This is a genomic window from Pontibacter amylolyticus, from assembly GCF_014638845.1.
In the GTDB taxonomy this organism is placed as follows: Bacteria; Bacteroidota; Bacteroidia; order Cytophagales; family Hymenobacteraceae; genus Pontibacter; species Pontibacter amylolyticus.
This window is the reverse complement of record NZ_BMFP01000003.1, coordinates 409,716-432,545: the sequence shown is the minus strand read 5'-3', so window position 1 is coordinate 432,545 and position 22,830 is coordinate 409,716. Positions and strand designations below refer to the sequence as shown.

Sequence of the window (22,830 nt, the reverse complement as noted above, 5' to 3'; positions counted from 1 at the left end):
CGTACATGAACAGATTATTCATAACAGCACTATTCTTATTGACCATTTCGGGGCTGCAGGCGCAGAACCGCAAACATATCAGCAATTTTTCAGCGTACCAGCATTTCTACAATCCGTCGCTCACCGGCAGCGAGGGCTCTATGCTCCGGACCTATTACCGCAATCAGTGGACGGGTTTTGAGGATGCGCCCAAAACGCTCCTTTTCTCGGGGGAGTTGGATCTGGCGGATATGAACAAGACAACGGACCGTACCCGTCACTACCAGTACCGTGACTCGCGCAGCAACTACTTGGGTGCCCGGCATGCCTTTGGTATTATCGCGCTGCAGGAGCGTTTCGGCCCGACAAGGGAAACGCAGCTTGGGTTGAACTACGGCACCGGCGTGCGGCTTTCGCAGTCGCTCAGCCTGCGTTTCGGCACCTCGCTTACCTTCAACAATTTCCGGCTCGACGGTAACAGCCTGGTAGTGGACAACACAGGTGATCCGCGCTACCAGCACGTTTTGGGCGACCAGAACAGCATGAGCAAGTTTGACCTGAACCTGGGTTTTGCCTTGACTTCTGCCCATTACTACCTGGGCTACGCCATGCAGGACATCACCAAAGGCCACTTTCTGAAGAGCGGCAACAACTTTATGAAAGATGTCTATACACGCAAGCACATCGCGCAGGCAGGTTTCAGAACCGCTCTGGCAGAACCGTTTGGGCTGATCGTTAACGGCCTCTACCAGTACGACGAGCAGCTGAAGGGTACTGTGGAAGGGCAGGTGAAACTGGTGTATAACGACCTGCTATGGGCGGGCGGAGGTTATCGCAACGACCAGGCCTTTCATGTAGGAGCCGGTCTGCACTACCGCCAGTTCCGCATCACCTACGCCTACGAAAGCCCCATCCGGGAGGCCCGCTCCATCAGCCGCTCCACCAACGAAATCGGTTTAGCCTATACCTTGCGTCAACTTACCACAGAACGCGAGAGAAACAGCGGGCCTTTATTCTGGTAGCGTTTAGCCAGTATGGGAAACAGTGCCAATCGGGATGATGAGCTCAAAAGAAGACCCAAGACCCGGTGTGCTTTCTACCTGCATCGTACCGTGCAGGCTTGCGAGCAACTGGCGAACCAGTTGCAGTCCCATGCCGTAGCCTAGTTCGCCCTGCGTGCCGGAAGTGCTCGGCGTTTGTCCTTTCACCACGGCATCGACCTGATCCGGGCTAAGGCCGATGCCGGTGTCCTGCACCAGAATCTTCAGCACCCGGTTGTGCTGCGTCAGTGTAAGATCCAGCTCGACAGAGACCTCGCCCAGGGGAGGCGTAAATTTAAGCGCATTCGAAACCAGGTTGACGACGATCTGCATCAGCCTGGTTTTGTTGAAGGTTATATCGCTGAGCGCTTCGTTGATGCGTACCTCAAAGCTGATGGCTTTTTCAGTGGCCTGCGGCAGGAACAGTTGCTCGAGCGCTTCTTTAAAGCTCGCCAGCGTCATCCCGTCCTCGATCTCTGGCTGAGCTGCAGGCTTTTGATTGGGCTGCAGGATCTCTTCTGTCAGTGCCAGCAGCGAAGAGGCGCTCTTGTGGATCATCTGACTGACCTTAAGCACTTCCTCAGGGCTTCTGCTGCCTTCTTTTTGAATCAGCCTTTTTGTTAATCCGATCATGCCGCCGATTGGTCCGCGCACATCATGTGCCACGCGTTTGTTAACCGCTCTGGCCTCCGCCAGGTCGACGCGTAGGGTGTGCACCTCTTTCAGTAAAACCAGACGTTTTACAATTTCTTTGGCCAGGGACTTGAGCAGGTCTGCTTTATCAGTGGTAAGCGTCACTTCCTTGCTATCCATTACACAGAGCGACCCGATGTTGTGTCCGTCCGGGGTGCGCAGCGGCACTCCGAAATAATAGCGCAGCATCGGCCCGTCCTTGATGCCGGCCAGGTCCTTGAAGCGCTCGTCCTCCTGCAGGTTCTTTACCTCAAAATGGTCTTCCTCCAGGATCGTGTACTGACAAACCGTGTTTTCGCGGGGCGTTTGCACCATCGGGAACCCATGGCCGGCCACCGTCCACTGCGTGTACAGGTCGATCAGGTTGAGCAGGGAGATCTCAGTGCCGGCCACGCGGGCCGCCAGGGACGTAAGCTCCTCAAACTCTTTCTCAAGGGCACTGTAGTCTAAGTCAAGAGCCATCAGGTCGAAGACCCTTTTGCTTTCGTTTTCAGGGTAGGGAGCTTGTTGAGAGGCAGGTTGGGGCATGTAGGTAGTAGACATGGGGACTATAAATTAAACGTGTTGAGGAAAGGGAGAAGTTGCATAGCCTGCTTTCACCGGTTCCGGCTGCCGTAGTTGGTGTACGGTCAGTACAGAAACGGAAAACAGGAGCACTGCCACCAACTGGTGCAGCACGCCCAGGCTGATCGGCACTACCAGCACGAGGGTAAAAATTCCCAGCAGGACCTGTGCTATACCTGTGATTAGCAATAAGTTGGCAAGTTGTTGCGTGCGCCCCCTCCATACCTGCTGTCGCACCTTGTACCACAGTAGCACAATGCCCGCAAGCGCCACGAAAGCGAACCAGCGGTGCATGAACTGGACGGCCACGCCATTGTCAAAGAACTCAGAAATAGAAGCACCTCTGAGAAGAGCCGGGTAGATTTCCCCCTGCATCAGCGGCCAGGTGTTGTAGGAGAAACCAGACTTGAGTCCCGCCACAAAGGCCCCGAGCACGATCTGCACCATGATGGCACCCAGCACCAGCCACGACAAGGTATAAGCGGGACGTTTGGCTGTGGACTTATGCTCATCAGGAGCAACCAGATCGGCTACTGTCCAGAGGATAACACCTACCAAAAGCAAGGCCAGCGTGAGGTGTGCCGCCAGCCGGTAGTGACTCACATGGGGCATCTCGCTCAGGCCGCTCATCACCATCACCCAGCCCATCACGCCCTGCACCATACCCAACAGCATGATGAAAACGAGGCGTCTTACCAGCCAGGGAGCCAGTATTTTGCGGTACAGGAAATAAAGGAAAGGTACAATAAAAACGATGCCGATGAAGCGGCCCAGCAGGCGGTGCAGGTACTCCCACATGAAGATCTGCTTAAAACCCGAGAGCGTCATGCCGAAGTTCAGCTTCTGGTACTCCGGAAACTGCTTGTACTTCTCGAACATCACGAGCCACTCGTTTTCTGAAAGCGGCGGCAGCGTGCCCGAGATAAGGTTCCACTCCGTAATGGAAAGTCCGGAGCCGGTCAGGCGCGTAATGCCCCCGATAATGACCATGGCCACCACCAGCACAATGCCGCTGATGAGCCAGCCTACGACAGGTATAGAAACAGATTTTTGACGCATAACATGGAAAAGAACAAATATCCATGTTTTTGCCCTGTCAGAAGATGATGATTGTCACTTTTCTAAAATTAAATACCTACGTATTCCGCACTGTGTCCAGAATTTCGGAGGGGGAGCTTTTAGGGGAAATATCGTCAAAATCACCGCGCAGGGCCTTGAGGGCATAGCGTTCCTCGTCTATCTCCCGCCGGCTGCGGATGCCCAGCGACCGCAGGACGGGCAGGGGAGGGCACCAGCCCTGCAGGCCGTGCTGCAGCAAAAATGTGCTCACAATGCCCGGCAAAATGAACCAGCGCTTGTTCACAAAAGCGCCCAGCAGCGTGCCGGACAAGGCTAGCGTGGAGGCGTTTATCTCCAACGTGCGCTCAATGCTCCATTCCTGATCGAGCTCGCGGATACGCTCTGATATCTCGCCGTGACTGCGGCCTTTGTAACGGGCAATGCTCTGCCGGATGGATGTGTCAATTCGTTCATTGATACTGTCAGCCGTGCTCTCCCGAACACGCCCCTGTTCTTCCTGTTCTGTATTTGCCATCTGGTTGCTGTCGTGGTTATCTTACTATAGTGCTATACGTCTTTACGTGAATACTTAGTTGTGCCGAGATTGAATCATGTCAAGGTTAAGGTGCGTTATAGCGTAAATCGGAGGGCTTCTGTCGATATTTGTAAGTTTTAATACAAAATCTGTAAGTGCCTCCGGCTTTTCCTGCCTACTTTTGCAAAAGAAACTGTATCTTCGCTAGAACGAACACAAGCAATATTGAAGCTGACTCGCACCATATTGACCCTGACGCTGGCTCTGCTGGTTGTTTTCTCCTCACTGGGGATGACGATCACGCAGCACCTTTGTGCGGGTGAGATCATGTCGACGGCTATCTTCTCGCACAGCGCCGAATGCGACATGGAGAAACAGCGCGAGTCGCTGCCGGACTGCCACAAACCGGCCATGGACGACGACTGCTGCCAGAACCAGACCACGGTGCTGGAAGTGGAGGACGAGCAGCAACTCAGTCCGACCTTCAAGCTATCCGTTCCGGATATGACCTTTATCGCAGCCTTTACGGCGGTGTGGTCAGCCCTTTTCGAACTTTACGAACCGGTCTACACCCATGTGCCGGACTACGCACCGCCATACCTGGCGCAGGATATTCCCGTCCTGGTGCAATCCTTCCTGCTATAAATCTGCTTTTTCGATGATGCCCGGCCTTTCTGGTCAGGTATAGCTATTGGCTTTCCCGAAGGGGAAGCGCCATTTCTTTTTGCATTCAATCGAACAAAGCATGTTAAACAGCATTATAAAATTCTTTCTGGAACAGAAGCTGGTAACGGTCCTGCTACTGCTCCTTATTGTGGGCTGGGGCATTATCGTGGCGCCCTTTAACTGGAACGTGAGTTTCCTGCCACGCGACCCGGTTCCGGTCGACGCCATTCCCGACATTGGCGAGAACCAGCAAATTATCTTTACCGAGTGGATGGGACGCTCTCCGCAGGACGTGGAGGACCAGATCACGTATCCGCTCACGACTTCCCTGCTGGGGATGCCCGGCGTGAAGACCATCCGCTCCACGTCCATGTTCGGCTTCTCAAGCATCTATGTCATATTTGAGGATGACGTGGAGTACTACTGGAGCCGCTCCCGCATACTCGAAAAACTCAACTCTTTACCTGCCGATTTACTCCCTGCCGAAACAACGCCCAAGCTGGGGCCAGACGCCACGGCACTCGGGCAGGTATACTGGTATACCCTGGAGGGGCGAGACGAAGAGGGCAACCCGGCCGGGGGCTGGGACCTGCACGAACTCCGCAGTATTCAGGATTTCTATGTGAAATATGCCCTGGCCGGAGCGCAGGGCGTAGCCGAAGTGGCCTCTGTGGGCGGGTATATCAAAGAGTATCAGGTAGACCTCGATCCGGTGGCCATGAAAGCAAATAACGTCTCCATGATGGAGGTGATGAACGCCCTCAAAGCCAGCAACCAGGAGGTAGGTGCCAGCACGGTGGAGATTAACCAGGTGGAGTACCTGGTACGCGGACTGGGCTACGTGAAGGAGATCAGCGACATCGAAAACGCGACGGTGCGGGTGGCTAACAACGTGCCGATTCGTATCCGCGACATCGGGCGGGTGAACATTGGTCCCGCTGACCGCTCCATGCTGGGCGTGCTCGACAAGGGCGGTGCCGAAGCAGTGGGTGGCGTGGTGATTGCCCGATATGGCGACAATCCGCTGGCGGTGATCAACAATGTGAAGGCCAAACTGGACGATATCGCCGCCGGTCTGCCCTCCAAAAAACTGGCCGATGGACGTGTTTCCAAAGTAACCGTGGTGCCATTTTATGACCGCACGCAGCTGATCAACGAGACACTAGGTACGCTCAACACCGCCATCATCCTGCAGATCCTGATCACCATCATCGTGATCATCGTGATGGTCTATAACCTGCGGGCATCGTTGCTTATTTCTGCGCTCTTGCCGTTGGCGGTGCTGATGACTTTTATTCTGATGAAATACTTCGGGGTGGACGCGAATATCGTGGCCCTCTCAGGTATAGCCATCGCCATCGGCACCATGGTCGATCTGGGGATCATCCTCAACGAGAACATCCTGCGGCACATGGAAGAGGCCCCGCCAGGGCAGTCGCTTGGCAAGACGGTCTACAATGCGACCACCGAAGTAGCCACCGCCATTCTGACGGCTGTTTCTACTACTGTGGTTTCTTTTCTGCCGGTGTTCACGCTGGAGGCGGCCGAGGGCAAACTGTTTGGACCGCTGGCTTATACCAAGACCTTCGCGCTGGTGGCTTCGCTGGTGTTCACGCTTGTGTTCATGCCTGCCTTTGCACATGTGGTTTTCGGATTGAAGTCGCGCAACGTGGCCTGGAGCAAGATCCTCAACTGGGCCCTAGCAGGTATAGGCATAACGGGTTTGTTCATCCTGCCGCTGGCAGGTATAACGCTGATCCTGATTGCGGCAAACAACCTGCTCAACTATTACCAACCGGAGCGCTTCGGGCGCCACCACAGCCTGATCATGGTCGCCATTGCCGTGCTGGCCGTGTCGTGGCTACTGGCCACAGAATGGGTGCCGCTGGGCGTGTCCGTTAGCTACTTTGTCAACTTCATTTTCATCCTGCTGATCATTGGCCTGGTGCTGGGCATGTTCTCGCTCTTTATCAAGCTATACCCACGCGTGCTGGGCTGGTGTCTGGCCAACAAAGGGACTTTTCTGTTGATCCCGGCCCTCATCATGCTGCTGGGTCTGAACATCTGGGTTGGGTTCAATGGCGTGTTCGGCTGGGTAGCAACGGGTTTCGATAAAGTGGGGGTGAACGTACGCACGTCATCACCCTGGAGTAGCATGGTGCATACCTTTCCGGGCATGGGCAAGGAGTTTATGCCCTCACTCGACGAGGGTGCTTTTCTGCTGATGCCGACTTCTATGCCGCACACCGGCGTGGAGGCGAACAAACGCTACGTGCAGCAGCTCGACATGCTGATCACAGCTATACCTGAAGTAGAGATGGTCGTGGGCAAGGCCGGTCGTGCGGAAACGGCCCTGGATCCGGCTCCAATGTCGATGTACGAGAACGTGATTCAGTACAAATCAGAATACATCACGGACGAAAACGGGTATAAGGTACGCTTCAAGGTAGATGACGAAGGTGAGTTTGTCCGCGACGAAAAAGGCGACCTGATCGAAGACGAGCGGGGCGAATACTTCCGCCAGTGGCGCGACCACATCCGGACGCCGGACGATATCTGGAACGAAATTGTGGCTGTGGCGGAACTGCCGGGCGTGACTTCTGCTCCGAAGCTGCAGCCGATTGAAACCCGTCTGGTGATGCTGCAGACCGGTATGCGCGCCCCCATGGGCGTGAAGGTATACGGCCCCGATCTGCAGACCATTGAGGACTTCAGCATGCAGATGGAGCGTTTGCTCAAAGAAGTACCGTCGGTAAAACCGGAGGCGGTCTTTGCGGACCGCTCGTTAGGAAAGCCTTACATGGAAATTGACCTGGACCGCCGGGCCATGGGCCGCTATGGTCTGAACGTGGCCGACGTGCAGGAGTACATTGAGGTGGCCATGGGGGGCATGGCATTGACCACAACAGTGGAAGGCCGTGAGCGCTACTCCATCCGGGCGCGCTATGCCCGGGAGTACCGTACCGATCCGGAATCCGTGAGCCGCATTATGATCGCCAATCCGCAAGGAGGGCAAATTCCGCTGGCGGCCATCGCCAAAGTCGAGTTCCGCCCGGGACCGATGATGATCCGCGGTGAAGACTCTTTCCTGACTGGCTATGTGCTGCTTGATAAACGGGAGGGCTTTGCCGAGGTAACGGTGGTGGAAGATGCGCAGCGCTACCTGCAGGAAAAGATCGCTTCCGGCGAACTGGTGGTGCCAACCGGTGTGAGCTACAAGTTCTCGGGCAATTACGAGAACCAGGTGCGGGCTGAGGAGCGACTGGCCTTTATCGTGCCGCTCAGCTTACTGATCATCTTCCTGATTCTGTACTTCCAGTTCCGTTCGGTGAGCACTACTTTCTTTATTTTCACAGCGATTGCCATGGCTTTTGCCGGCGGCTTTATGATGCTGTGGCTCTATAGCCAGGACTGGTTCATGAATTTCTCGTTCGGGGAGACCAACATGCGGGAGCTTTTCCAGATGCGCACGTTTAACCTGAGTGTGGCGGTCTGGGTTGGCTTTATCGCCCTGTTCGGCATCGCGACAGACGACGGGGTGGTGATGGGCACCTACCTGAAGCAAAGCTTTGAACGAAGTACACCACAAACACGGGCTGAAGTACGGGAAGCCGTGATGGAAGCAGGTATACGCCGTGTGCGTCCTTGCCTGATGACGACGGCAACCACTTTGCTGGCGCTGTTGCCGGTGCTCACCTCCTCCGGACGGGGCTCCGACATCATGATCCCGATGGCGATCCCTTCCTTCGGGGGGATGTTCGTGGCCCTGATCACGCTGCTGATTGTGCCGGTGCTGTACAGCTGGCGCGAAGAACTCAAAATCAAAAAAGAAACCGTATGAAAAAGATACTGGCTTTTATAAGCTTGCTGCTGGGGGCCATGCCCCTGGCACAGGCACAGACCCTGGAGGAGTACCTGGTGGAAGCAGGCGAAAATAGCCCCACGCTGAAAGCCCGCTACGCCGAGTACCAGGCGGCCCTGCAGCGAGCCCCGCAGGTAGGTGCTTTGCCGGATCCGGAGGCCTCTTTTAACTTCTTCCTGCAGCCGATGGAGCGCTACATGGGCAACGAGGTGGGCGGTGTGTCGGTGATGCAGATGTTCCCCTGGTTCGGTTCTAACAAAGCGGCCAAAGACGAGGCAAACTACATGGCGCAGATGAAATTCACTTCCTTTATCGAGGCGAAAATAAACCTGTACCACGACATACGTACCGTTTGGTACCAACTATACCTGAATGACCAGGAATCTATCCTGATGGAGCGGGAAGTGGAGATCATGAAGACGCTCGAACGGCTCGCACTGGCTAAGTATACGTCAGCGCCGGCAGGCGGCAACTCTGGGGCCGCCACCCCCGCTCGCAGTACCGCAGGCGGGTCAGGTAGCTCGTCAGGAGCTGTGAGTGGCGGAAGCTCCGGTATGGCAGGTATGGGCGGCTCGGGTGGCAGCGCAGCAGGCAATGCTGGCAGCAGTGGCAATATGGCGGCAGGAAGTAGCATGTCCAGCATGGGCAGCTCCGGCGGCTCTTCTATGGTCGATGTGATGCTGATCCGCCTGCAGTTGAAGGAACTCGAGAACCAGATGCACATTCATCACGAAGCCCGTCGCCCGCTGCAGGTACAGTTTAACCAGTTGCTGCGCCGACGGCCGAGCATGACCGTACTATCAGCCGATACGCTGCTGCCTGTGCCACTGCCAGCTACCTTGTCCCTGATCGAAGACTCGATCCGCTCAAACCACCCGATGCTCAAAATGTACGAGTGGGACGAGAAGGCGCGCCAGTCGCAGTTGCGCATGGCGCAGCTGATGGGCCGGCCAATGTTCGGACTAGGACTGAACTACATGATCTTTCAACCGCGCATGGATGATGGTATGATGATGGGCGGTGAGAATATGATCATGCCGATGGTGAGCGTAACGCTGCCCATTTACCGTAAAAAATACAGTGCGGCCAGGAAAGAAGCGGAGTACTCACAACAGGCAGCTGTTTACCAGAAGGAAGCGACGGAGCGGGAGCTGTTCACGGAGCTGGAAAACCTCCTGTACCAGTACCAAAGCGCCGTGAGCCGCATCAGCCTGCTGAAGGACCAGATCACGCTAACGGAACAAACCATCCGCCTGCTCACGATCAACTACTCCGTTTCAGGCACCGGTATCGACGAGATCATCCGCCAGCGCCAGTCCCTGCTCAGCTACAAGCAACAGCAGGTGCAGGCCATCACCAACCAGCACATTGCCGTGTCAGGTATAAACCGGATGATGCAGGGGGATAATTAATTATAAAATTGACTGTTTGATAAAAGTCTTTTTGAAGAGTGATGTTTAATAAAGGACTATAGATGAAATACTGGGAACTTTTGACACAAATGGGCTGCAATGGATTTTCAGAACCTATTAATTGTGTAGCTACCCGGTTAGTCGTTTGTCCTTTGTCACAAAATCCTTTTTCTAAAAATAAAAACGATGACAACTAGAAATAAAAGAATCGGAACGTACCTACTGGTGGCCCTGGGTGGATTGCTGCTGGGCTGGCTGCTGTTTGGCGGCAGAGGTTCTGAGCAGGGGCACGACCATGACGGCGAGGTGGCAGGCACTACCGAGTATACCTGTTCCATGCACCCGCAGATCAGGCAGGACGGACCAGGAAAGTGCCCGCTTTGTGGCATGGACCTTATACCCCTTAGCAACGGCGGAGGCGGTGGAAACACGAGCCGCTATGTGCTGGAGATGACACCGGAAGCTATCGCGCTTTCCAACATCCAGACTACCAAACTGGAAATGGTGAATCCGGAGAACGAACTGACGCTTTCAGGACGTGTGTCGCTGAACGAACAGCAGGTTTCTTCCATCACGGCCAAGTTTCCGGGGCGCATTGAGCGGCTCTACGTGAATTTCACGGGCCAGGAAGTGCGCCGCGGCGAGCGACTGGCTTCGCTTTATTCGCCGGAGTTGATCACTGCCCAGCGCGAACTGCAGGAAGCCGTACGCGCCAAAGAACTGATGCCGGAACTGTACCAGGCGGCCCGCGCCAAACTCAAACTCTGGAAACTGACGGATGCCCAGATCAAACGTATTGAAAACGCTTCGGACATCATCACCAATTTCGACATTTACTCCGATGCCGCCGGTGTGGTGACGGAACGCCTGGTGAGTACCGGGGATTACGTGACTACAGGCTCCGCGCTATTCGAAGTAGCCAACCTGTCGTCGGTATGGGTGGTGCTGGATGCCTACGAGGCCGATCTGTCGTGGATAAAGAAGGGTGGCAACATCACCTTCACGGTGCCCGGTATACCCGGCAAAGAATTCACGGCTAAAGTTGCCTTTATTACCCCAGTGCTCGACCCTACGACACGTGCCATTGAGGTGAGGGCGGAGGTGCAGAATCCGGGCAACCAGCTGAAGCCGGGCATGTTTGCCGACGCGCGCATCAAGACCTCGACAGGAGTCAAAGGCCAGTCGCTATCGGTGCCAAGCAGTGCCGTGCTGTGGACCGGCAAACGCTCGGTGGTGTATGTGAAAGTGGCAGCAGAGGAGATGCCGGCATTTGAGATGCGCGAAATAACGCTCGGTCCACGTATGGGCGAGCGGTATGTAGTGGAATCCGGTTTGCAGCCAGGCGAGGAAGTGGTGACGAACGGTGTGTTTGCCGTAGACGGTGCCGCCCAACTGCGCGGCAACTACAGCATGATGTCGCCGCCACCAGCCGGCGGACCAAAGGCGCCAGAGGCTTTCCAAAAGCAACTGACCCAACTTGTTGACCAGTACTATACCTTGAAAAATGCGCTGGTGGCTTCGGATATACCTGCGGCCCGTCAGGCGGCGGGTACCTTCGTCCTGAAACTGGGCGAAGTGGACATGACCAAACTCGACGGCAAACTGCACGACCAGTGGATGGCCTTGCTGCCAACGCTGAAGGCGAATGCCGAGGCCATCCAGAAGAGTCGCGATCTGGAGAAGCAACGAGCTGCTTTCTCACCGCTTTCGGATCATGTGATCGAAGCTGTGAAGGTGTTCGGGATGCAGCATGAAGTAGCCTATATTCAGTCCTGCCCAATGGCACTTGGTGATAAAGGGGCGTTCTGGCTGAGCGAGATCAAGGACATTCGCAACCCGTACTTTGGAGAAGCCATGTTGGCTTGCGGGGAGACGGAGGAAACCTATAGGAAAGGGCAGAGCACCGGAGCTGCAGCTTCAGATCAGCCGGCTTCCATGCCACAGGAGCACCAGCATTAAGAGCGAACCTTTTTTTCAATGTCATTTCGAACGAAGTGAGAAATCTGGGTCACTGTATCTTCAGATTTCTCGCTTCGCTCGAAATGACATTTATTATGACACCTAATTCAATTATACCCGATCTCCATAACCTCTACTTCCTCTTCCACACGGCCCAATTTCAGTTGTAACCGCTGACCTACTTTCGCGCCGGTCACGGCCTGAGCGATCGGGGCTACGAAGCCAATCAAACCTTGCATGACATCCGCTTCATCCACACCCACGATGGTGAATTTGCGAATGGTGCCGGGCTTGCCGCCGTTGATGGTGCGCAGCTTGACGGTGGCGCCGAAACGCACTTCATCAGGAGTTTGCTCTTGCGGATCGATGACTCTGGCGCTGGCGATTCTACCGTTCAGCGCGCTGAGTTTGCCATTGAGAATGGTGAGCTGGCGGGTGCGGTCGGCCTCGTTTTCGCGGTTGGCTTCTGCCTGGCTGCGCTCGGCCTCCAGTTCTTCCAGCTCAGCGCGTAATTTTTCCAGTCCCTGTGGGCGCACGTAGTTGGGCACTCCCGCCGGCAGGGCAGCCCGGGGCGGAATGATGGGCGCTTCGCCCGCGTCGTCTTCTTTTACAAATGCACGGCTCATGCCCCGTTATACAGCAAGGGAGCGGCAGATGTTTCCGCCGCTCCCTTATCCATTGGTCAGGTATAAGCTGTATACCCGTAAAATAATTTATACAGTAAGTCCTTTATCCATTGTCAAAAAACTCCTTTGTCAAAAAACCAAACTACATCGGCAACTGCAGCACATACTCTTTGCCTTCCGGAACTGTCAGCTTATACCCTCTGATCCAGGGGTTGTAGAGACGCAGCGTTTTGTAGTTGATGCCTTGCTCCAGGGCAAAAGCGGGCAGGTCGTTGATGGTATTGGTTACGGTGAGTGGTTTGCTTGGTAATGGCTTGTAGCCCTGCTCTACAGCCAGGTCGAAGCCGTATTTCTGCGGATTGCCCAGTATTTCTTTCAGCGCCAGGATGCGGAACATGTAGCGGGACGTCTCGTCGTTAAGGTATAAGTCGTAGTAATCCGTCACGCCCTGCTGTTTCATGGCGCGTTCTATACCTGCCATACCGCGGTTGTAAGAGGCGGCGGCGTTGGTCCAGTTGCCAAACTTGGCTTTGGCGGTTTTGAGGTAGCGGCAGGCCGCCAGGGTAGACTTCTGAATATGGTAACGTTCGTCTACTTCGCCGTTCACCACCATGCCATAACCGCGAGCCGTGTCGGGCATCAGCTGCCAGAAGCCGGATGCACCGGCAGGAGAGGTCACATGGCTTAGCAGACTCTCAGCAAGGGCCAGGTATACGAAGTCCTCCGGTATGTCATTCTCCTTCAGCATCTGCTTGATTTCGGGCACGTAGCGCTGCATCCGCTTGAGGGCCAGCAAAGTGCTGGTATGCAGGTAGGAATTGGCCAGCAATTCACGGTCGAGGCGCTCGGCTACATCCGGCACATGCAGCGGCACGGGTTCGCCCGCAAAGGTAATGGCATCGGGCAGGGCAGGGGAAGTGAAAATTTGCCTGTTCGTTTCAAAAGCCCGGTCGCTGCGCTCGTTAGGCGTGGCGTTCAGCTTCAGGCTGTTCTCGCCAGTGAATTGTAAAACCAACAGGGGGGCGACCAGCACCCATCCATACTTAATAAATTGCTGTTTCATAGCGTGCTCCTTTCCTATACCTATCTGTTATAACCTGAAAATCGTGGGTGAATTGTGTATCAAGGTAAGGAAAAATGCAATAGAATGCCACTCGTTGCAGTGGTTTTTAAGTCCGAAGAATGGTTTTTAAGAAATTATTTCCGACCTTAAATGCCTCTTACAGAACACCTAAGGGTATAAAATGCCTGCCTGTGGGACCTCAGATGAGCGGGAGCTGCTGCCCTGTAAATATATGTGTTTTGCAATATTTAGATGAAGAGCTTCTTTTTACAGATGTTCCCTTACTTTCCAAGCAGAAAGGTGAGTGCCCTCGGTAGGCGCTTTGACCAGGCAGCTTCGTTGTGCTGGGCTTCTTTGTCCAGTATCCAAACATAGTCTTTGCCTTCGCGGTAGCCTTTTTGCTGCAGTTCCTGGAGCATCTCGTCTATACCTGGCTGCAGACGCGCTTCGAGGTCGATGCCCCCGTTGTCGATGTAAAACTTCAGCTTCTTCTTTTTGCCACTGTAGGCCTGCACGTCTTTCACATAATCGATGTGCATGATCTTGAAGGCGGGCGACATGCAGAGGGCCTTGCCGAACACCTGCGGAAATTCCCAGGCCAGCATAAAGGCCATGATGCCACCAGCCGACGAGCCACCTGTCAGGGTATGTTTTGTACCCGGTTTGGTGCGGTAACTCTGGTCGATGAGCGGCTTAACCTTGTTCACCACAAAATCCACGTAAGCACTGCCTTTAGCGCCTGGCACATACTCTTCCATGCGGTCCGGACTGTTGTAGATCCCCACGATAATGGCCGGTTTCATTTGCCTGCTGCGAATCAGGCTGTCGGCTATTTCGTCGACGCGCCAATCCACCCCGAAAGAACTGGTGGCTGGGTCGAACACGTTCTGGCCGTCGTGCATGTACAGCACCGGGTATCGTTTGCTGCCTTCCTCGTAGCCCGGCGGCAACCATACGATCAAGTCGCGTGGTTTGAGGCTGTCGGCGGTGAGGTTGTGATGATAGCGCACTGTACCCGTTATGCCGCCGGTGATTTTACGGGCTTCCTTCTTCAGCCAATGCTTTAATTCGTGCTCCATGGTGGTGTCGCCATCCAGTTGCAGACTGAAGTTCGGCAGCGGTTTGCCATTCGCATCGGTGGCCTCGGTCTCCCAGGAGCCTAGCGTAAACTTGTAGGCAACCGATGGCTCTTTCAGGTATAGCGTCTTTTCCCATACATGTCCGCCCACAGGGTGCAGCGCCACTTTGTCCGGCTGCCAGTTACCGAGCGCCGGCGTACTGCCGCTCAGGTATACGCGCTGCGAATCCGGGAGTGTGGCGGCGTTTACCCGGAAGGTGACGCGGACACTGTCTGGCCGTTGCTGGCCCCGGACAGGCAGGCACAGGCAAAACACAGCCAATAAAGTCAACAGGAAGCATCTCATGGGTTTTGCAGCAGGTAGTTATGCCGTAAAGATAGGGGAAATGTCACAGACAGCGGACGTCGAGCGTGAGCGGCTCGTCGGGATTGAGTTCTTTGGTGCCCACGATGTAGTGGCTGAAAGCGTTGAGGGCGCTTTTCTGCAGCGCATGGTATACCGCATCGCTGGGCTGACAGCAGATTTGCATGTAGTTGATGCCCTGCTTGTAGAGTTGCAGCGACACCTCCGGCAAGGTATGGATGTTGTCCTGGGTCAGGTTGTAGATGGTTGTCGTTTTCAGCATCGAACCAACCAGGGGCACATACTTGTTCGTCCGGATAAACCGGTTTCCGAGCCATAGCCCACCGCTCAACACCGGGTTCACTGATTTTACTTTAAACTGGTATACCTGGTGCGTGTGCCACAAGCCGAGACCACTTTCCGTCACTTCGTAGTAGTCGCTTAGTTTATCACTATCCGAGAGGAGCGAGACATTGAAAATGGGCTCGCCGATAGCCGTGTTTTCGACACGTATGGTGCGTGCTGTCGGAAAGGTCAGGTATAGAAATTCGTACAGGAAGGTATTGCGATAGGATTTGGAGATCAGGTTCAGCATGGTAAGGTTACCCGCCCGCAGGCTGGTGAACTGTCTTGTCAGTCCCTTGGGTTCAAAAAAGCGCTTACGCAGACAGGTAGCGAGTTCACGCCCAATTCCCCTGTTCCGAACAGTCGGATCGACCACGACGTCGAAACCAAAGCCAGTCTGCTGCAGTTCGCCCTTGATGCGCATGGGAGCCTGTGCAGCGGTGACACCTGCCAGCACCCTGGCCTCCGGCCCGACCGCGACAAAGGCGGTATGGTCTTCAAACAAGGCAGCCCTGCTCAGGAATTCCGGACGCACGGTTTCGAGCTTCACCATAAAGCCCTGCGGTGACAGACGTTCGATTTCCAAGAGGGCCTGTTCATGTTCAGGACGATAGGGCACTATTTTGAAACCCTTGTTTTTCTTGGCCATCATGTTGTGAAGTAACTCCCCTTTTTTGCGCTTCGTGAACTTCTGCGGGTAGGGCTGGTGGTAAGTAAAGAGAATTTGGTGTTCTTTTGAATACGATATTAATTATAAATAAGATAATATAAAATTTGATTATACTGAGTATTTGTATTGCTGTGACTTATGAGGCGATCGTCTGAATTGTTGCTAAAGCACGATGAAGGATCTGGACAAGTTCCTCTTTTGAGGGAGTGGCCAAAACAAGCGTTTGGCTCGTTGGCTCAAAAGCAAAAAGCCCTCCGATTGAAGGGCTTTTCCTGAAGATGTTTGAATGAATAACTAGGGCGCAGCCGTTGCAATTAAGCCTTGGATGATCTGCAATAAGCCGGACGGGTATACGCCAATGTAAACCAGCAGCAGGGCCAGCACGGTGAGTGTGCCTACACTGGCCAGGTAAATGGAAGGGCGCAGCCTGCTGCGCGGCTGGATGGCAGTTTCTGCCTCCTGTTGCTGGAACATGACGGCCACAATGCGGATGTAGTAGAACAGACCGATGACACTATTCAGTGCCAGCATCACCACCAGCAGCCAGAGCTGCGTGTTCACCCCCGCCGCCAGGATGTAGAACTTGCCGACGAAGCCCGCCGTGAGCGGTATACCTGCCAGCGAAAGCAGCATGGCCGTGAAGACCGCCGCCGTCCAGGGACGCCGCCAGAACAGGGCGCGGTAGTCTTCGAGTTGCTCCGCGTCGCGCTCTGTGTCCGAGAGCATGGCGACTACCCCGAAGGCACCCACGGTGGTGATGAAGTAGGCCACCAGGTAAAAGGTCACCGCTTCCACGCCCATCTGGTTGCCCGCCAGGAAGGCCACCAGCAGGTAGCCCAGGTGCGCGATGGAAGAGTAAGCGAGAATGCGCTTGACGTTGCGCTGCAGCAAGGCCAGCAGGTTGCCCGCCAGCATGGAGGCAATGGCTACGATGGTAAAGATCAGTACAAGGGTCGGGTAACGGAAACCATCGACTTCCATGAAAAATCGAATGAGCACGCCCAGCACGCCGCCTTTGGAAACAGAGGCAATAAAAGCCGTGACCGGAGCCGGTGCGCCTTCATACACATCCGGCGCCCACATATGGAAGGGCACGACGCTCAGCTTGAAACCAATCCCCACGATCATCATCCCGAAGCCGGTGAGTAGGAGCAGCGGCAGTTCCGTGAAGCTCGCAATAGCCGTGGCGATACCTGCAAACTCCATCGTGCCGGTACTGGCATAGACGAGCGCCATCCCAAAGAGCAAAAAAGCCGAGGAGAAAGCTGCCAGGATCAGGTATTTGATGCCTGCCTCGTCGGAACGCTCGCGGGTGCGCAGGTAGGCAATAAGGCCATAAAGCGAAACGCTGAGGATTTCCAAACCTAAGAAAAGCGAAGCAAAATGGGTACTGATGACGAGCACGCAGGCCCCGATGGTCGCCAGCAGGAGCAGAATGTAATACTCCTCCTTGCGCTCTTCCCGTTGCTCGAAATACGCGTAGGAGAGCATGCTGATGAGCAGGGCTGTGAGCAACATCATGCCGATGTAAAAGACACCGAATCCGTCCATCACCAGCAGCGGCCCGATGGTATAGCGCCCCACATCGCGCAACTCAAAAAGCGAGACAAAAGCCGCTAAGAAAGAGAGGGCCGTGATCACGTACATGATCTTGTGGTTGCGCCCCACGGCAATCACCAGCATGGACACCAGCACCGCAAAGGTGAGGATGAGCAATGGCATGAGGTGTTGGAAATCAGTCAGCGTCATGGTTTTAGATTTGAAGATTTGGAGATGAGAGGATTTGGAGATTTGGAAATTTGAAGAGTTGAAGCTGGTTTCGCGTCTTCAGCTTTTTCCGAGCTAAGCTCCTCTGTACTTTCTTCAGCGCGTGCAATGGGTTCTCTTTCTTTATCCGATCCGGTATAGGCCTGCAGTTGCTCCTGTACGCTGGGTCGGGTCGTGTCAAGAAAAGGCTGCGGGTAGAGGCCCAGCCAGAAAATCAGCACCACCATCGGTATTGCAATAAGCATTTCGCGGGCGTTCAGGTCGGGTAGGGTTTGTTTTAGCTTATACTCCTCCAGGAAGATCTTCTGCATGATGCGCAGCGAGTAGATAGTGGCCAGCACGATGCCGATGGTCGCGAAAACCGTCAGCCAGTTGTTGGCTTGCCACGAGCCGACCAGGGTCAGGAACTCCGCGATGAAGTTTCCGAGGCCGGGCAGGCCGAGCGAGGCCATGACAAAGACGAGCGCGATGATGCCCATCTTGGGAGCCGTGGACCAGAAGCCACCCATCTGCCGGATGTCGCGGGTATGGAGTCGCTCATAGAGGAAGCCGGCAATGATAAAAAGAGCGCCTGTGCTCAAACCGTGCGTAATCATCTGCATGACCACGCCCTGCAGTGCCCATTCGTTGAAGGAGAACACGCCCAGTATCACAAAGCCCATGTGGCTCACGCTGGTATAGGCCACCAGCCGTTTGAGGTCGGTTTGCGAAAAGGCCAGCATCGCTCCGTAGAGAATACCGACCACGCCCAGCAGCATGGCCCAGGGGGCAAACTCCACGGTAGCCGTAGGAAAGAGCGGCAGCACAAAACGTAGCAGTCCGTAAGCCCCGGTCTTGAGCAGCAGACCCGCCAGAATCACGCTGCCCGCCGTGGGCGCCTGTGAGTGCGCATCGGGCAGCCAGGAGTGGAAGGGCACGACGGGGAGCTTCACCAGGAAAGCAGCCAGGAAACCGAACATCAGCAGGCGTGCCGCTTCCGGTGCCAGCGTGGTGTTGAGCAGCTCAAAATAACTGAAGGTATAGAGGCCCGTCTGGTTCCCGTGAATGAAGTAAAGTCCGAGGATAGCCAGCAGCATGAGCAGACCAGAGGCCTGTGTGAAGAGAAAGAATTTGAAAGCGGCATAGCGACGGTTCTCGTGTCCCCAGATGCCGATGAGGAAGTACATCGGAATGAGCATCACCTCCCAGAAAAAGTAGAATAGGAAGAGGTCCATGGTGAGGAACACGCCGGTTATACCTGCCAGCACCCACAGCAGATTGAAGTGGAAGAAAGCGACCTTGCTCTGGATCTCCCGCCAGGAAATGAGCACCGACAGCAGCCCCAGGAAAAAGGTGAGCAGCAGCAGGATAAGACTCAATCCGTCGAGCGCCAGGCTGATGCTAATGCCCCATTGCGGAATCCAGGGCTGGTTGAATTGTATCAGCCAGGCCGAACCTGGCGCAGGTATAGGGTTGCTCAGCCACAGGTAGAGCGTCATCCCGAAAACAGCCAGTACCGAGGCCAGCGCTATCCAGCGGGATAGGGCGCGGTTCACCTTCCCGGAAATCCAGGCCAGCACGCCGCCGGCCATCAGTATCACAATCAGCCAGACCAGTATCATAGCAGTAGACTTATGGTTATAATCATGATCGCCCCGACGACAATGCCTGCCACGTAATTGCGCATCACACCGGTTTGGGTAGTGGAAAAGAGCTGGTGCACACCTTGAGTACTATTGGCGATGAAGGTATAGATGGAGTCAATGAAGTCACTTTTATTCACCCGCGACAAGTATACATAAGGCCGCACAAACAGCGTGTCATATAGTTGGTCGAAGCCCCAGCCCGAGTGCCAGAAGCGGTGAATCGCCATGGCTAATTCGGAGCGGTGAATGCTCTCGATGAGCTCCGGTTTTTTGTAGTAGAAAAGGTAGGCAATGAAAATACCACCCAGTGAAATCACCGCCGCCAGCAACTGCAACATCCATTCATACTGCGTGAAATCCGGCACCACGCTCACAGCTGGAAGTATAGGAGCGAGGAAGTCGGAGAACAGCACGACGTGGCCGAAATTGTGTGGTAGCTCGATGAAGCCACCTGCAAAAGACAGCACGGCCAGTATAATCAGCGGCACGGTAATCGCCATGGTTGGTTTGTGTCCGACATGTGTTTTCTCTTCGCCATAAAAGGTGAGAAAGACCATCCGGAAGGTATAGATGGAGGTGATGAACGCGCCCAGCAAACCGGCAAGGTATAACCAGATATTGCCATTCTCACCAGCCAGCTGCAGCCACAGAATCTGGTCCTTGCTGTAGAAGCCCGCCGACACAAGCGGGAAGGCCGCCAGCGAGGCAGCGCCTATCAGGAAGGTATAGAATACGACGGGCAGTTTCTTACTGAGGCCACCCATTTTCCTCATGTCCTGTTCATGGTGCAATGCCAGGATAATCGCCCCGGCACAAAGGAAAAGCAGCGCCTTGAAGAAGCCATGAATCATGAAGTGAAACACGCCCGCCGACCAGGCGCCTACACCCAAAGCCAGGAACATATAGCCCACCTGACTGATGGTGGAGTAGGCGAGTACTCGTTTGATGTCGTATTGCGTGAGTGCCGCAAAGCCTGCAATCAGCAAGGTGATAGCGCCAATTACGGCCACAGCCATCATGGCGGCAGGAGCCAATTCGAACACCACGTGCATACGGGCAATCAGGTATACGCCAGCCGTCACCATGGTCGCCGCGTGTATGAGCGCACTCACCGGCGTCGGGCCCGCCATCGCGTCCGGCAGCCATGTCTGCAGTGGCAACTGTCCGGACTTACCAACTGCACCGCCTAACAGCAGGAAAGCGATGATGACCGCCGTTTCATTGCCTATGGTCCATACCTGCGCCGCTTCCATGGAAATGCTTTGGATGTGCAACGTACCAAAAGTCTGGAAGAGCATGAAGAGTCCGATGGCCATGGCCGTATCACCGACACGAGTGATGATGAAGGCCTTTCGGGCTGCGTAGCCGTTGGCCGGTTCCTTGTACCAGAAACCGATGAGCAGGTAGGAGCAGAGGCCCACGCCTTCCCAACCAAGGTATAGCAACAGCAAGTTATCGGCCATCACGAGCACCAGCATGGAGCCCACAAAGAGGTTCATGCAGGCGAAGAAGCGGGCATAATCTTTGTCTTCGGCCATGTACTCGGTGGAGTAAATGTGAATCAGAAATCCGACAAAGGTAATGACAAAGATAAAGACTATCGAGAGGGCGTCGAGGTGGAAAGCGATGGCCGGACTGAAGCCCGCCACATCAAACCACTGCCATACTTCCTGCCGGATAAAGGCAGGGCGCGAGGTGAGGTATTCTATACCTAATACCAGCGTAACGGCCGCCGAAATACCCACACTCCCGACCCCAATGGCCGAGACTAGCGCTCGCGAAATGCGGTTGCCGAACAGCACTAGCAGTAGGGCGCCGGCAAAAGGCAGGGCGGGGATTAACCAGAGTAATTCTCCCATAGCATTATCCTTTCATAAAGTTAGCCGCGTCGCTGTTGAGCGTCTTCAGCTGGTGATGAATCTGTAATATCAGGGCCAGACCAACCGACACTTCAGCGGCGGCCATCGTGAGGATGAAGATGAACATGATCTGTCCGTCGGGCTGCGCCCAGTGACTTCCCGCCACGATAAAGGCCAGTCCAGCGGCATTGAGCATAATCTCCACCGAAATGAGCATAAATATGATGTTGCGGCGAATCATCACACTGATGAGTCCGAGCATAAAGAGCACGCCCGCCAGCAACAAACCTGTTTCCATCGGTATAGCACTCATATCGCTGCGCTCCTTTCTTTTTGTGGTTCCTTTTCCTGCAGGAAGCGGTGAATGACTTTCTTCTTCTGGCGGCCCAAATGGTATGCCCCGACGATACCTGCCATCAGCAGGATACCGGATAGCTGCACGCTCAGCACGTACGGCCCGTACAGTGCCAGCCCAACAGCCTTCGCATCGACATAGCTACCGGCAGCAGGAGCAGCTGGCATTTCAGCGATGACCAACAGGTATACCAGTTCAGCCAGCAACACAAAGGAGAGGAGGGCAGGACCCATCCAGAGTTTGGGCTGGAGCCACGCTTTTTCCTGTTCCACATCTTCGCGGGTGAGGCTGAGCATCATAATCACGAAAATGATGAGCACCACAATGGCCCCGGCGTACACGATGACTTCCAAGGCGGCCATAAAGGGGGCTCCCATGGTTAGAAACACCACGGCGACGGCCAGAAAAGACACCACGAGGTAGAGCAGGGCATGAATCATATTGTAGCGCGTGATGACCATGATGGTGGCCAGCACGGCAACGGCTGCGGCTATATAAAATGTCAGTTCCATAGGCTATGGGAGTAAACTTTTGATGTCAACAGGAGGGGATTCGTTCTCGGCTTCGCCCTTGCCTTTTCCGCCGATAGCTAGGCCCGCTACCTTGTAGTAGTTATAGCCATGGTACTTGCCTTGTCCGTTGATAAGAAGGTCTTCTTTCTCGTAGACGAGGTTCTGGCGGTTGTACTCGCCCATCTCAAAATCAGGGACGAGCTGGATGGCGTAAGTCGGGCAGGCGTCTTCACAGAAGCCGCAGAAAATGCAGCGCGAAAAGTTAATGCGGAAAAACTCAGGATAGCGGCGCCCGGTCGGGTCTTCGGTGGCCTGCAAGGCAATGCAGTCCACGGGGCAGGCGGCGGCGCAGAGATTGCAGGCCACGCAGCGTTCGCCCCCGTCCGGGTCGCGCGACAGCACAATGCGGCCCCGCCAGCGGGTCGGGAGAATGGCCTTTTGCTCCGGATACTGGATGGTTTCCCGCTTGTGAAACGCATGCAGAAACGTGAGCCACATACTGCGCAATAAACTAAACATAAGTCCTCCTTTCGTTTATCGTTTTATTTCAACTTTCACCTTGAAGGTTTAGTCGATGTAATCTCCACAACTATCCCCTTGAGGGGATTAAAAGGGTGATCATCATGCACGATTATCATCCCCCGCCCCCTTCATTGTCGAGGGTCCCTAACCCCCAAGAGGGACTTTTTCTCTAGTATTTGCTCTCGCTCGCGTCCCGCGAATGTGTGCTATTGGACGGGCTCTGGCCGCTTCAGTTTGTACTTGTCGGCACAAGTGGCGGGACGCCACTGGATAGCTCACACTCGCCAGAGGTGAGC

The 22,830-nt window shown here is 54.9% G+C and carries 18 protein-coding genes; 5 read left to right on the top strand and 13 right to left on the bottom strand.

The genetic code is table 11. The features are described from left to right. Positions 1-5: 5 nt before the first annotated feature. Positions 6-1,001 (top strand): PorP/SprF family type IX secretion system membrane protein, encoded by a 996-nt coding sequence (locus tag IEV97_RS09990; protein ID WP_188501367.1) that lies wholly within the window; start codon positions 6-8, stop codon positions 999-1,001. A gap of 3 nt (positions 1,002-1,004) precedes the next feature. On the opposite strand, the gene IEV97_RS09985 is transcribed toward IEV97_RS09990, so the two are convergent. The 3 genes from IEV97_RS09985 to IEV97_RS09975 all read right to left on the bottom strand — a co-directional run bounded on the left by IEV97_RS09985 (position 1,005) and on the right by IEV97_RS09975 (position 3,870). Further along, the gene (locus tag IEV97_RS09985) at positions 1,005-2,255 is read right to left on the bottom strand and encodes a GAF domain-containing sensor histidine kinase (protein ID WP_188501366.1); all 1,251 of its coding nucleotides are present in this window, start codon (positions 2,253-2,255) and stop codon (positions 1,005-1,007) included. Positions 2,256-2,267: 12 nt separating this feature from the next. Beyond that, a complete protein-coding gene (locus IEV97_RS09980; protein WP_188501365.1) occupies positions 2,268-3,335 on the bottom strand; it encodes a COX15/CtaA family protein in 1,068 nt (355 codons plus the stop codon). Positions 3,336-3,411: 76 nt separating this feature from the next. Then, positions 3,412-3,870 (bottom strand): DUF2892 domain-containing protein, encoded by a 459-nt coding sequence (locus IEV97_RS09975; RefSeq protein ID WP_188501364.1) that lies wholly within the window; start codon positions 3,868-3,870, stop codon positions 3,412-3,414. Between the two features lie 225 nt (positions 3,871-4,095). Between IEV97_RS09975 and IEV97_RS09970 the strand changes: the two genes are divergently transcribed. From IEV97_RS09970 to IEV97_RS09955, 4 genes are all read left to right on the top strand, one after another. After that, the gene (locus IEV97_RS09970) at positions 4,096-4,515 is read left to right on the top strand and encodes an HYC_CC_PP family protein (protein ID WP_188501363.1); all 420 of its coding nucleotides are present in this window, start codon (positions 4,096-4,098) and stop codon (positions 4,513-4,515) included. Positions 4,516-4,615: 100 nt separating this feature from the next. Continuing rightward, complete coding sequence (locus IEV97_RS09965) at positions 4,616-8,377, top strand: efflux RND transporter permease subunit (protein ID WP_188501362.1); 3,762 nt, start codon at positions 4,616-4,618, stop codon at positions 8,375-8,377. After that, entirely contained in the window at positions 8,374-9,810 is a 1,437-nt protein-coding gene (locus tag IEV97_RS09960; RefSeq protein WP_188501361.1) for a TolC family protein, read from the top strand. Before IEV97_RS09965 ends, IEV97_RS09960 begins: the two co-directional genes overlap by 4 nt. A 186-nt stretch (positions 9,811-9,996) precedes the next feature. Next, positions 9,997-11,769 (top strand): efflux RND transporter periplasmic adaptor subunit, encoded by a 1,773-nt coding sequence (locus IEV97_RS09955; protein WP_188501360.1) that lies wholly within the window; start codon positions 9,997-9,999, stop codon positions 11,767-11,769. Positions 11,770-11,876: 107 nt separating this feature from the next. Here the strand turns inward: IEV97_RS09955 and IEV97_RS09950 are convergent, their stop codons facing one another. The 10 genes from IEV97_RS09950 to nuoI all read right to left on the bottom strand — a co-directional run bounded on the left by IEV97_RS09950 (position 11,877) and on the right by nuoI (position 22,531). After that, positions 11,877-12,395 carry a GreA/GreB family elongation factor gene (locus IEV97_RS09950; protein WP_188501359.1) on the bottom strand — a complete coding sequence of 173 codons (519 nt, stop codon included), beginning with the start codon at positions 12,393-12,395 and terminating at the stop codon, positions 11,877-11,879. A 142-nt stretch (positions 12,396-12,537) separates the two neighbouring features. Next, the gene (locus IEV97_RS09945) at positions 12,538-13,458 is read right to left on the bottom strand and encodes a lytic transglycosylase domain-containing protein (RefSeq protein ID WP_188501358.1); all 921 of its coding nucleotides are present in this window, start codon (positions 13,456-13,458) and stop codon (positions 12,538-12,540) included. 281 nt (positions 13,459-13,739) lie between these two features. Continuing rightward, positions 13,740-14,882, bottom strand: coding sequence for an alpha/beta hydrolase-fold protein (locus tag IEV97_RS09940; RefSeq protein WP_188501357.1), 1,143 nt, complete (start codon positions 14,880-14,882; stop codon positions 13,740-13,742). A 43-nt stretch (positions 14,883-14,925) separates the two neighbouring features. After that, positions 14,926-15,876: a GNAT family N-acetyltransferase gene (locus IEV97_RS09935; RefSeq protein WP_188501356.1), complete on the bottom strand. Its 951-nt coding sequence runs from the start codon at positions 15,874-15,876 to the stop codon at positions 14,926-14,928. A 312-nt stretch (positions 15,877-16,188) separates the two neighbouring features. Then, the gene (locus IEV97_RS09930; RefSeq protein WP_188501355.1) at positions 16,189-17,643 is read right to left on the bottom strand and encodes an NADH-quinone oxidoreductase subunit N; all 1,455 of its coding nucleotides are present in this window, start codon (positions 17,641-17,643) and stop codon (positions 16,189-16,191) included. Beyond that, positions 17,640-19,262, bottom strand: a complete 1,623-nt coding sequence (gene nuoM / locus IEV97_RS09925) for an NADH-quinone oxidoreductase subunit M (RefSeq protein WP_229733888.1) — start codon at positions 19,260-19,262, stop codon at positions 17,640-17,642. The genes IEV97_RS09930 and nuoM overlap by 4 nt, the downstream gene beginning before the upstream one ends. Further along, complete coding sequence (nuoL, locus tag IEV97_RS09920; protein ID WP_188501354.1) at positions 19,259-21,145, bottom strand: NADH-quinone oxidoreductase subunit L; 1,887 nt, start codon at positions 21,143-21,145, stop codon at positions 19,259-19,261. Before nuoL ends, nuoM begins: the two co-directional genes overlap by 4 nt. 4 nt (positions 21,146-21,149) lie before the next feature. Next, positions 21,150-21,443: an NADH-quinone oxidoreductase subunit NuoK gene (gene nuoK / locus IEV97_RS09915; protein WP_018477630.1), complete on the bottom strand. Its 294-nt coding sequence runs from the start codon at positions 21,441-21,443 to the stop codon at positions 21,150-21,152. Between the two features lie 11 nt (positions 21,444-21,454). Next, positions 21,455-22,012: an NADH-quinone oxidoreductase subunit J gene (gene nuoJ, locus IEV97_RS09910; protein WP_188501353.1), complete on the bottom strand. Its 558-nt coding sequence runs from the start codon at positions 22,010-22,012 to the stop codon at positions 21,455-21,457. Between the two features lie 3 nt (positions 22,013-22,015). Next, the gene (gene nuoI, locus IEV97_RS09905; protein ID WP_188501352.1) at positions 22,016-22,531 is read right to left on the bottom strand and encodes an NADH-quinone oxidoreductase subunit NuoI; all 516 of its coding nucleotides are present in this window, start codon (positions 22,529-22,531) and stop codon (positions 22,016-22,018) included. Positions 22,532-22,830 lie beyond the last annotated feature (299 nt).

Bases quoted from the DNA above. Each gene is read 5' to 3' on its own strand.
- IEV97_RS09945 (WP_188501358.1), bottom strand. From the start codon at position 13,458: ATGAAACAGCAATTTATTAAGTATGGATGGGTGCTGGTCGCCCCCCTG.
- IEV97_RS09940 (WP_188501357.1), bottom strand. From the start codon at position 14,882: ATGAGATGCTTCCTGTTGACTTTATTGGCTGTGTTTTGCCTGTGCCTG.
- IEV97_RS09965 (WP_188501362.1), top strand. From the start codon at position 4,616: ATGTTAAACAGCATTATAAAATTCTTTCTGGAACAGAAGCTGGTAACG.
- IEV97_RS09930 (WP_188501355.1), bottom strand. From the start codon at position 17,643: ATGACGCTGACTGATTTCCAACACCTCATGCCATTGCTCATCCTCACC.
- IEV97_RS09960 (WP_188501361.1), top strand. From the start codon at position 8,374: ATGAAAAAGATACTGGCTTTTATAAGCTTGCTGCTGGGGGCCATGCCC.
- IEV97_RS09990 (WP_188501367.1), top strand. From the start codon at position 6: ATGAACAGATTATTCATAACAGCACTATTCTTATTGACCATTTCGGGG.
- IEV97_RS09955 (WP_188501360.1), top strand. From the start codon at position 9,997: ATGACAACTAGAAATAAAAGAATCGGAACGTACCTACTGGTGGCCCTG.
- IEV97_RS09950 (WP_188501359.1), bottom strand. From the start codon at position 12,395: ATGAGCCGTGCATTTGTAAAAGAAGACGACGCGGGCGAAGCGCCCATC.
- nuoI (WP_188501352.1), bottom strand. From the start codon at position 22,531: ATGTTTAGTTTATTGCGCAGTATGTGGCTCACGTTTCTGCATGCGTTT.
- nuoL (WP_188501354.1), bottom strand. From the start codon at position 21,145: ATGGGAGAATTACTCTGGTTAATCCCCGCCCTGCCTTTTGCCGGCGCC.
- IEV97_RS09975 (WP_188501364.1), bottom strand. From the start codon at position 3,870: ATGGCAAATACAGAACAGGAAGAACAGGGGCGTGTTCGGGAGAGCACG.
- nuoJ (WP_188501353.1), bottom strand. From the start codon at position 22,012: ATGGAACTGACATTTTATATAGCCGCAGCCGTTGCCGTGCTGGCCACC.
- nuoM (WP_229733888.1), bottom strand. From the start codon at position 19,262: ATGATACTGGTCTGGCTGATTGTGATACTGATGGCCGGCGGCGTGCTG.
- IEV97_RS09935 (WP_188501356.1), bottom strand. From the start codon at position 15,876: ATGATGGCCAAGAAAAACAAGGGTTTCAAAATAGTGCCCTATCGTCCT.
- IEV97_RS09985 (WP_188501366.1), bottom strand. From the start codon at position 2,255: ATGTCTACTACCTACATGCCCCAACCTGCCTCTCAACAAGCTCCCTAC.
- IEV97_RS09980 (WP_188501365.1), bottom strand. From the start codon at position 3,335: ATGCGTCAAAAATCTGTTTCTATACCTGTCGTAGGCTGGCTCATCAGC.
- nuoK (WP_018477630.1), bottom strand. From the start codon at position 21,443: ATGGAAACAGGTTTGTTGCTGGCGGGCGTGCTCTTTATGCTCGGACTC.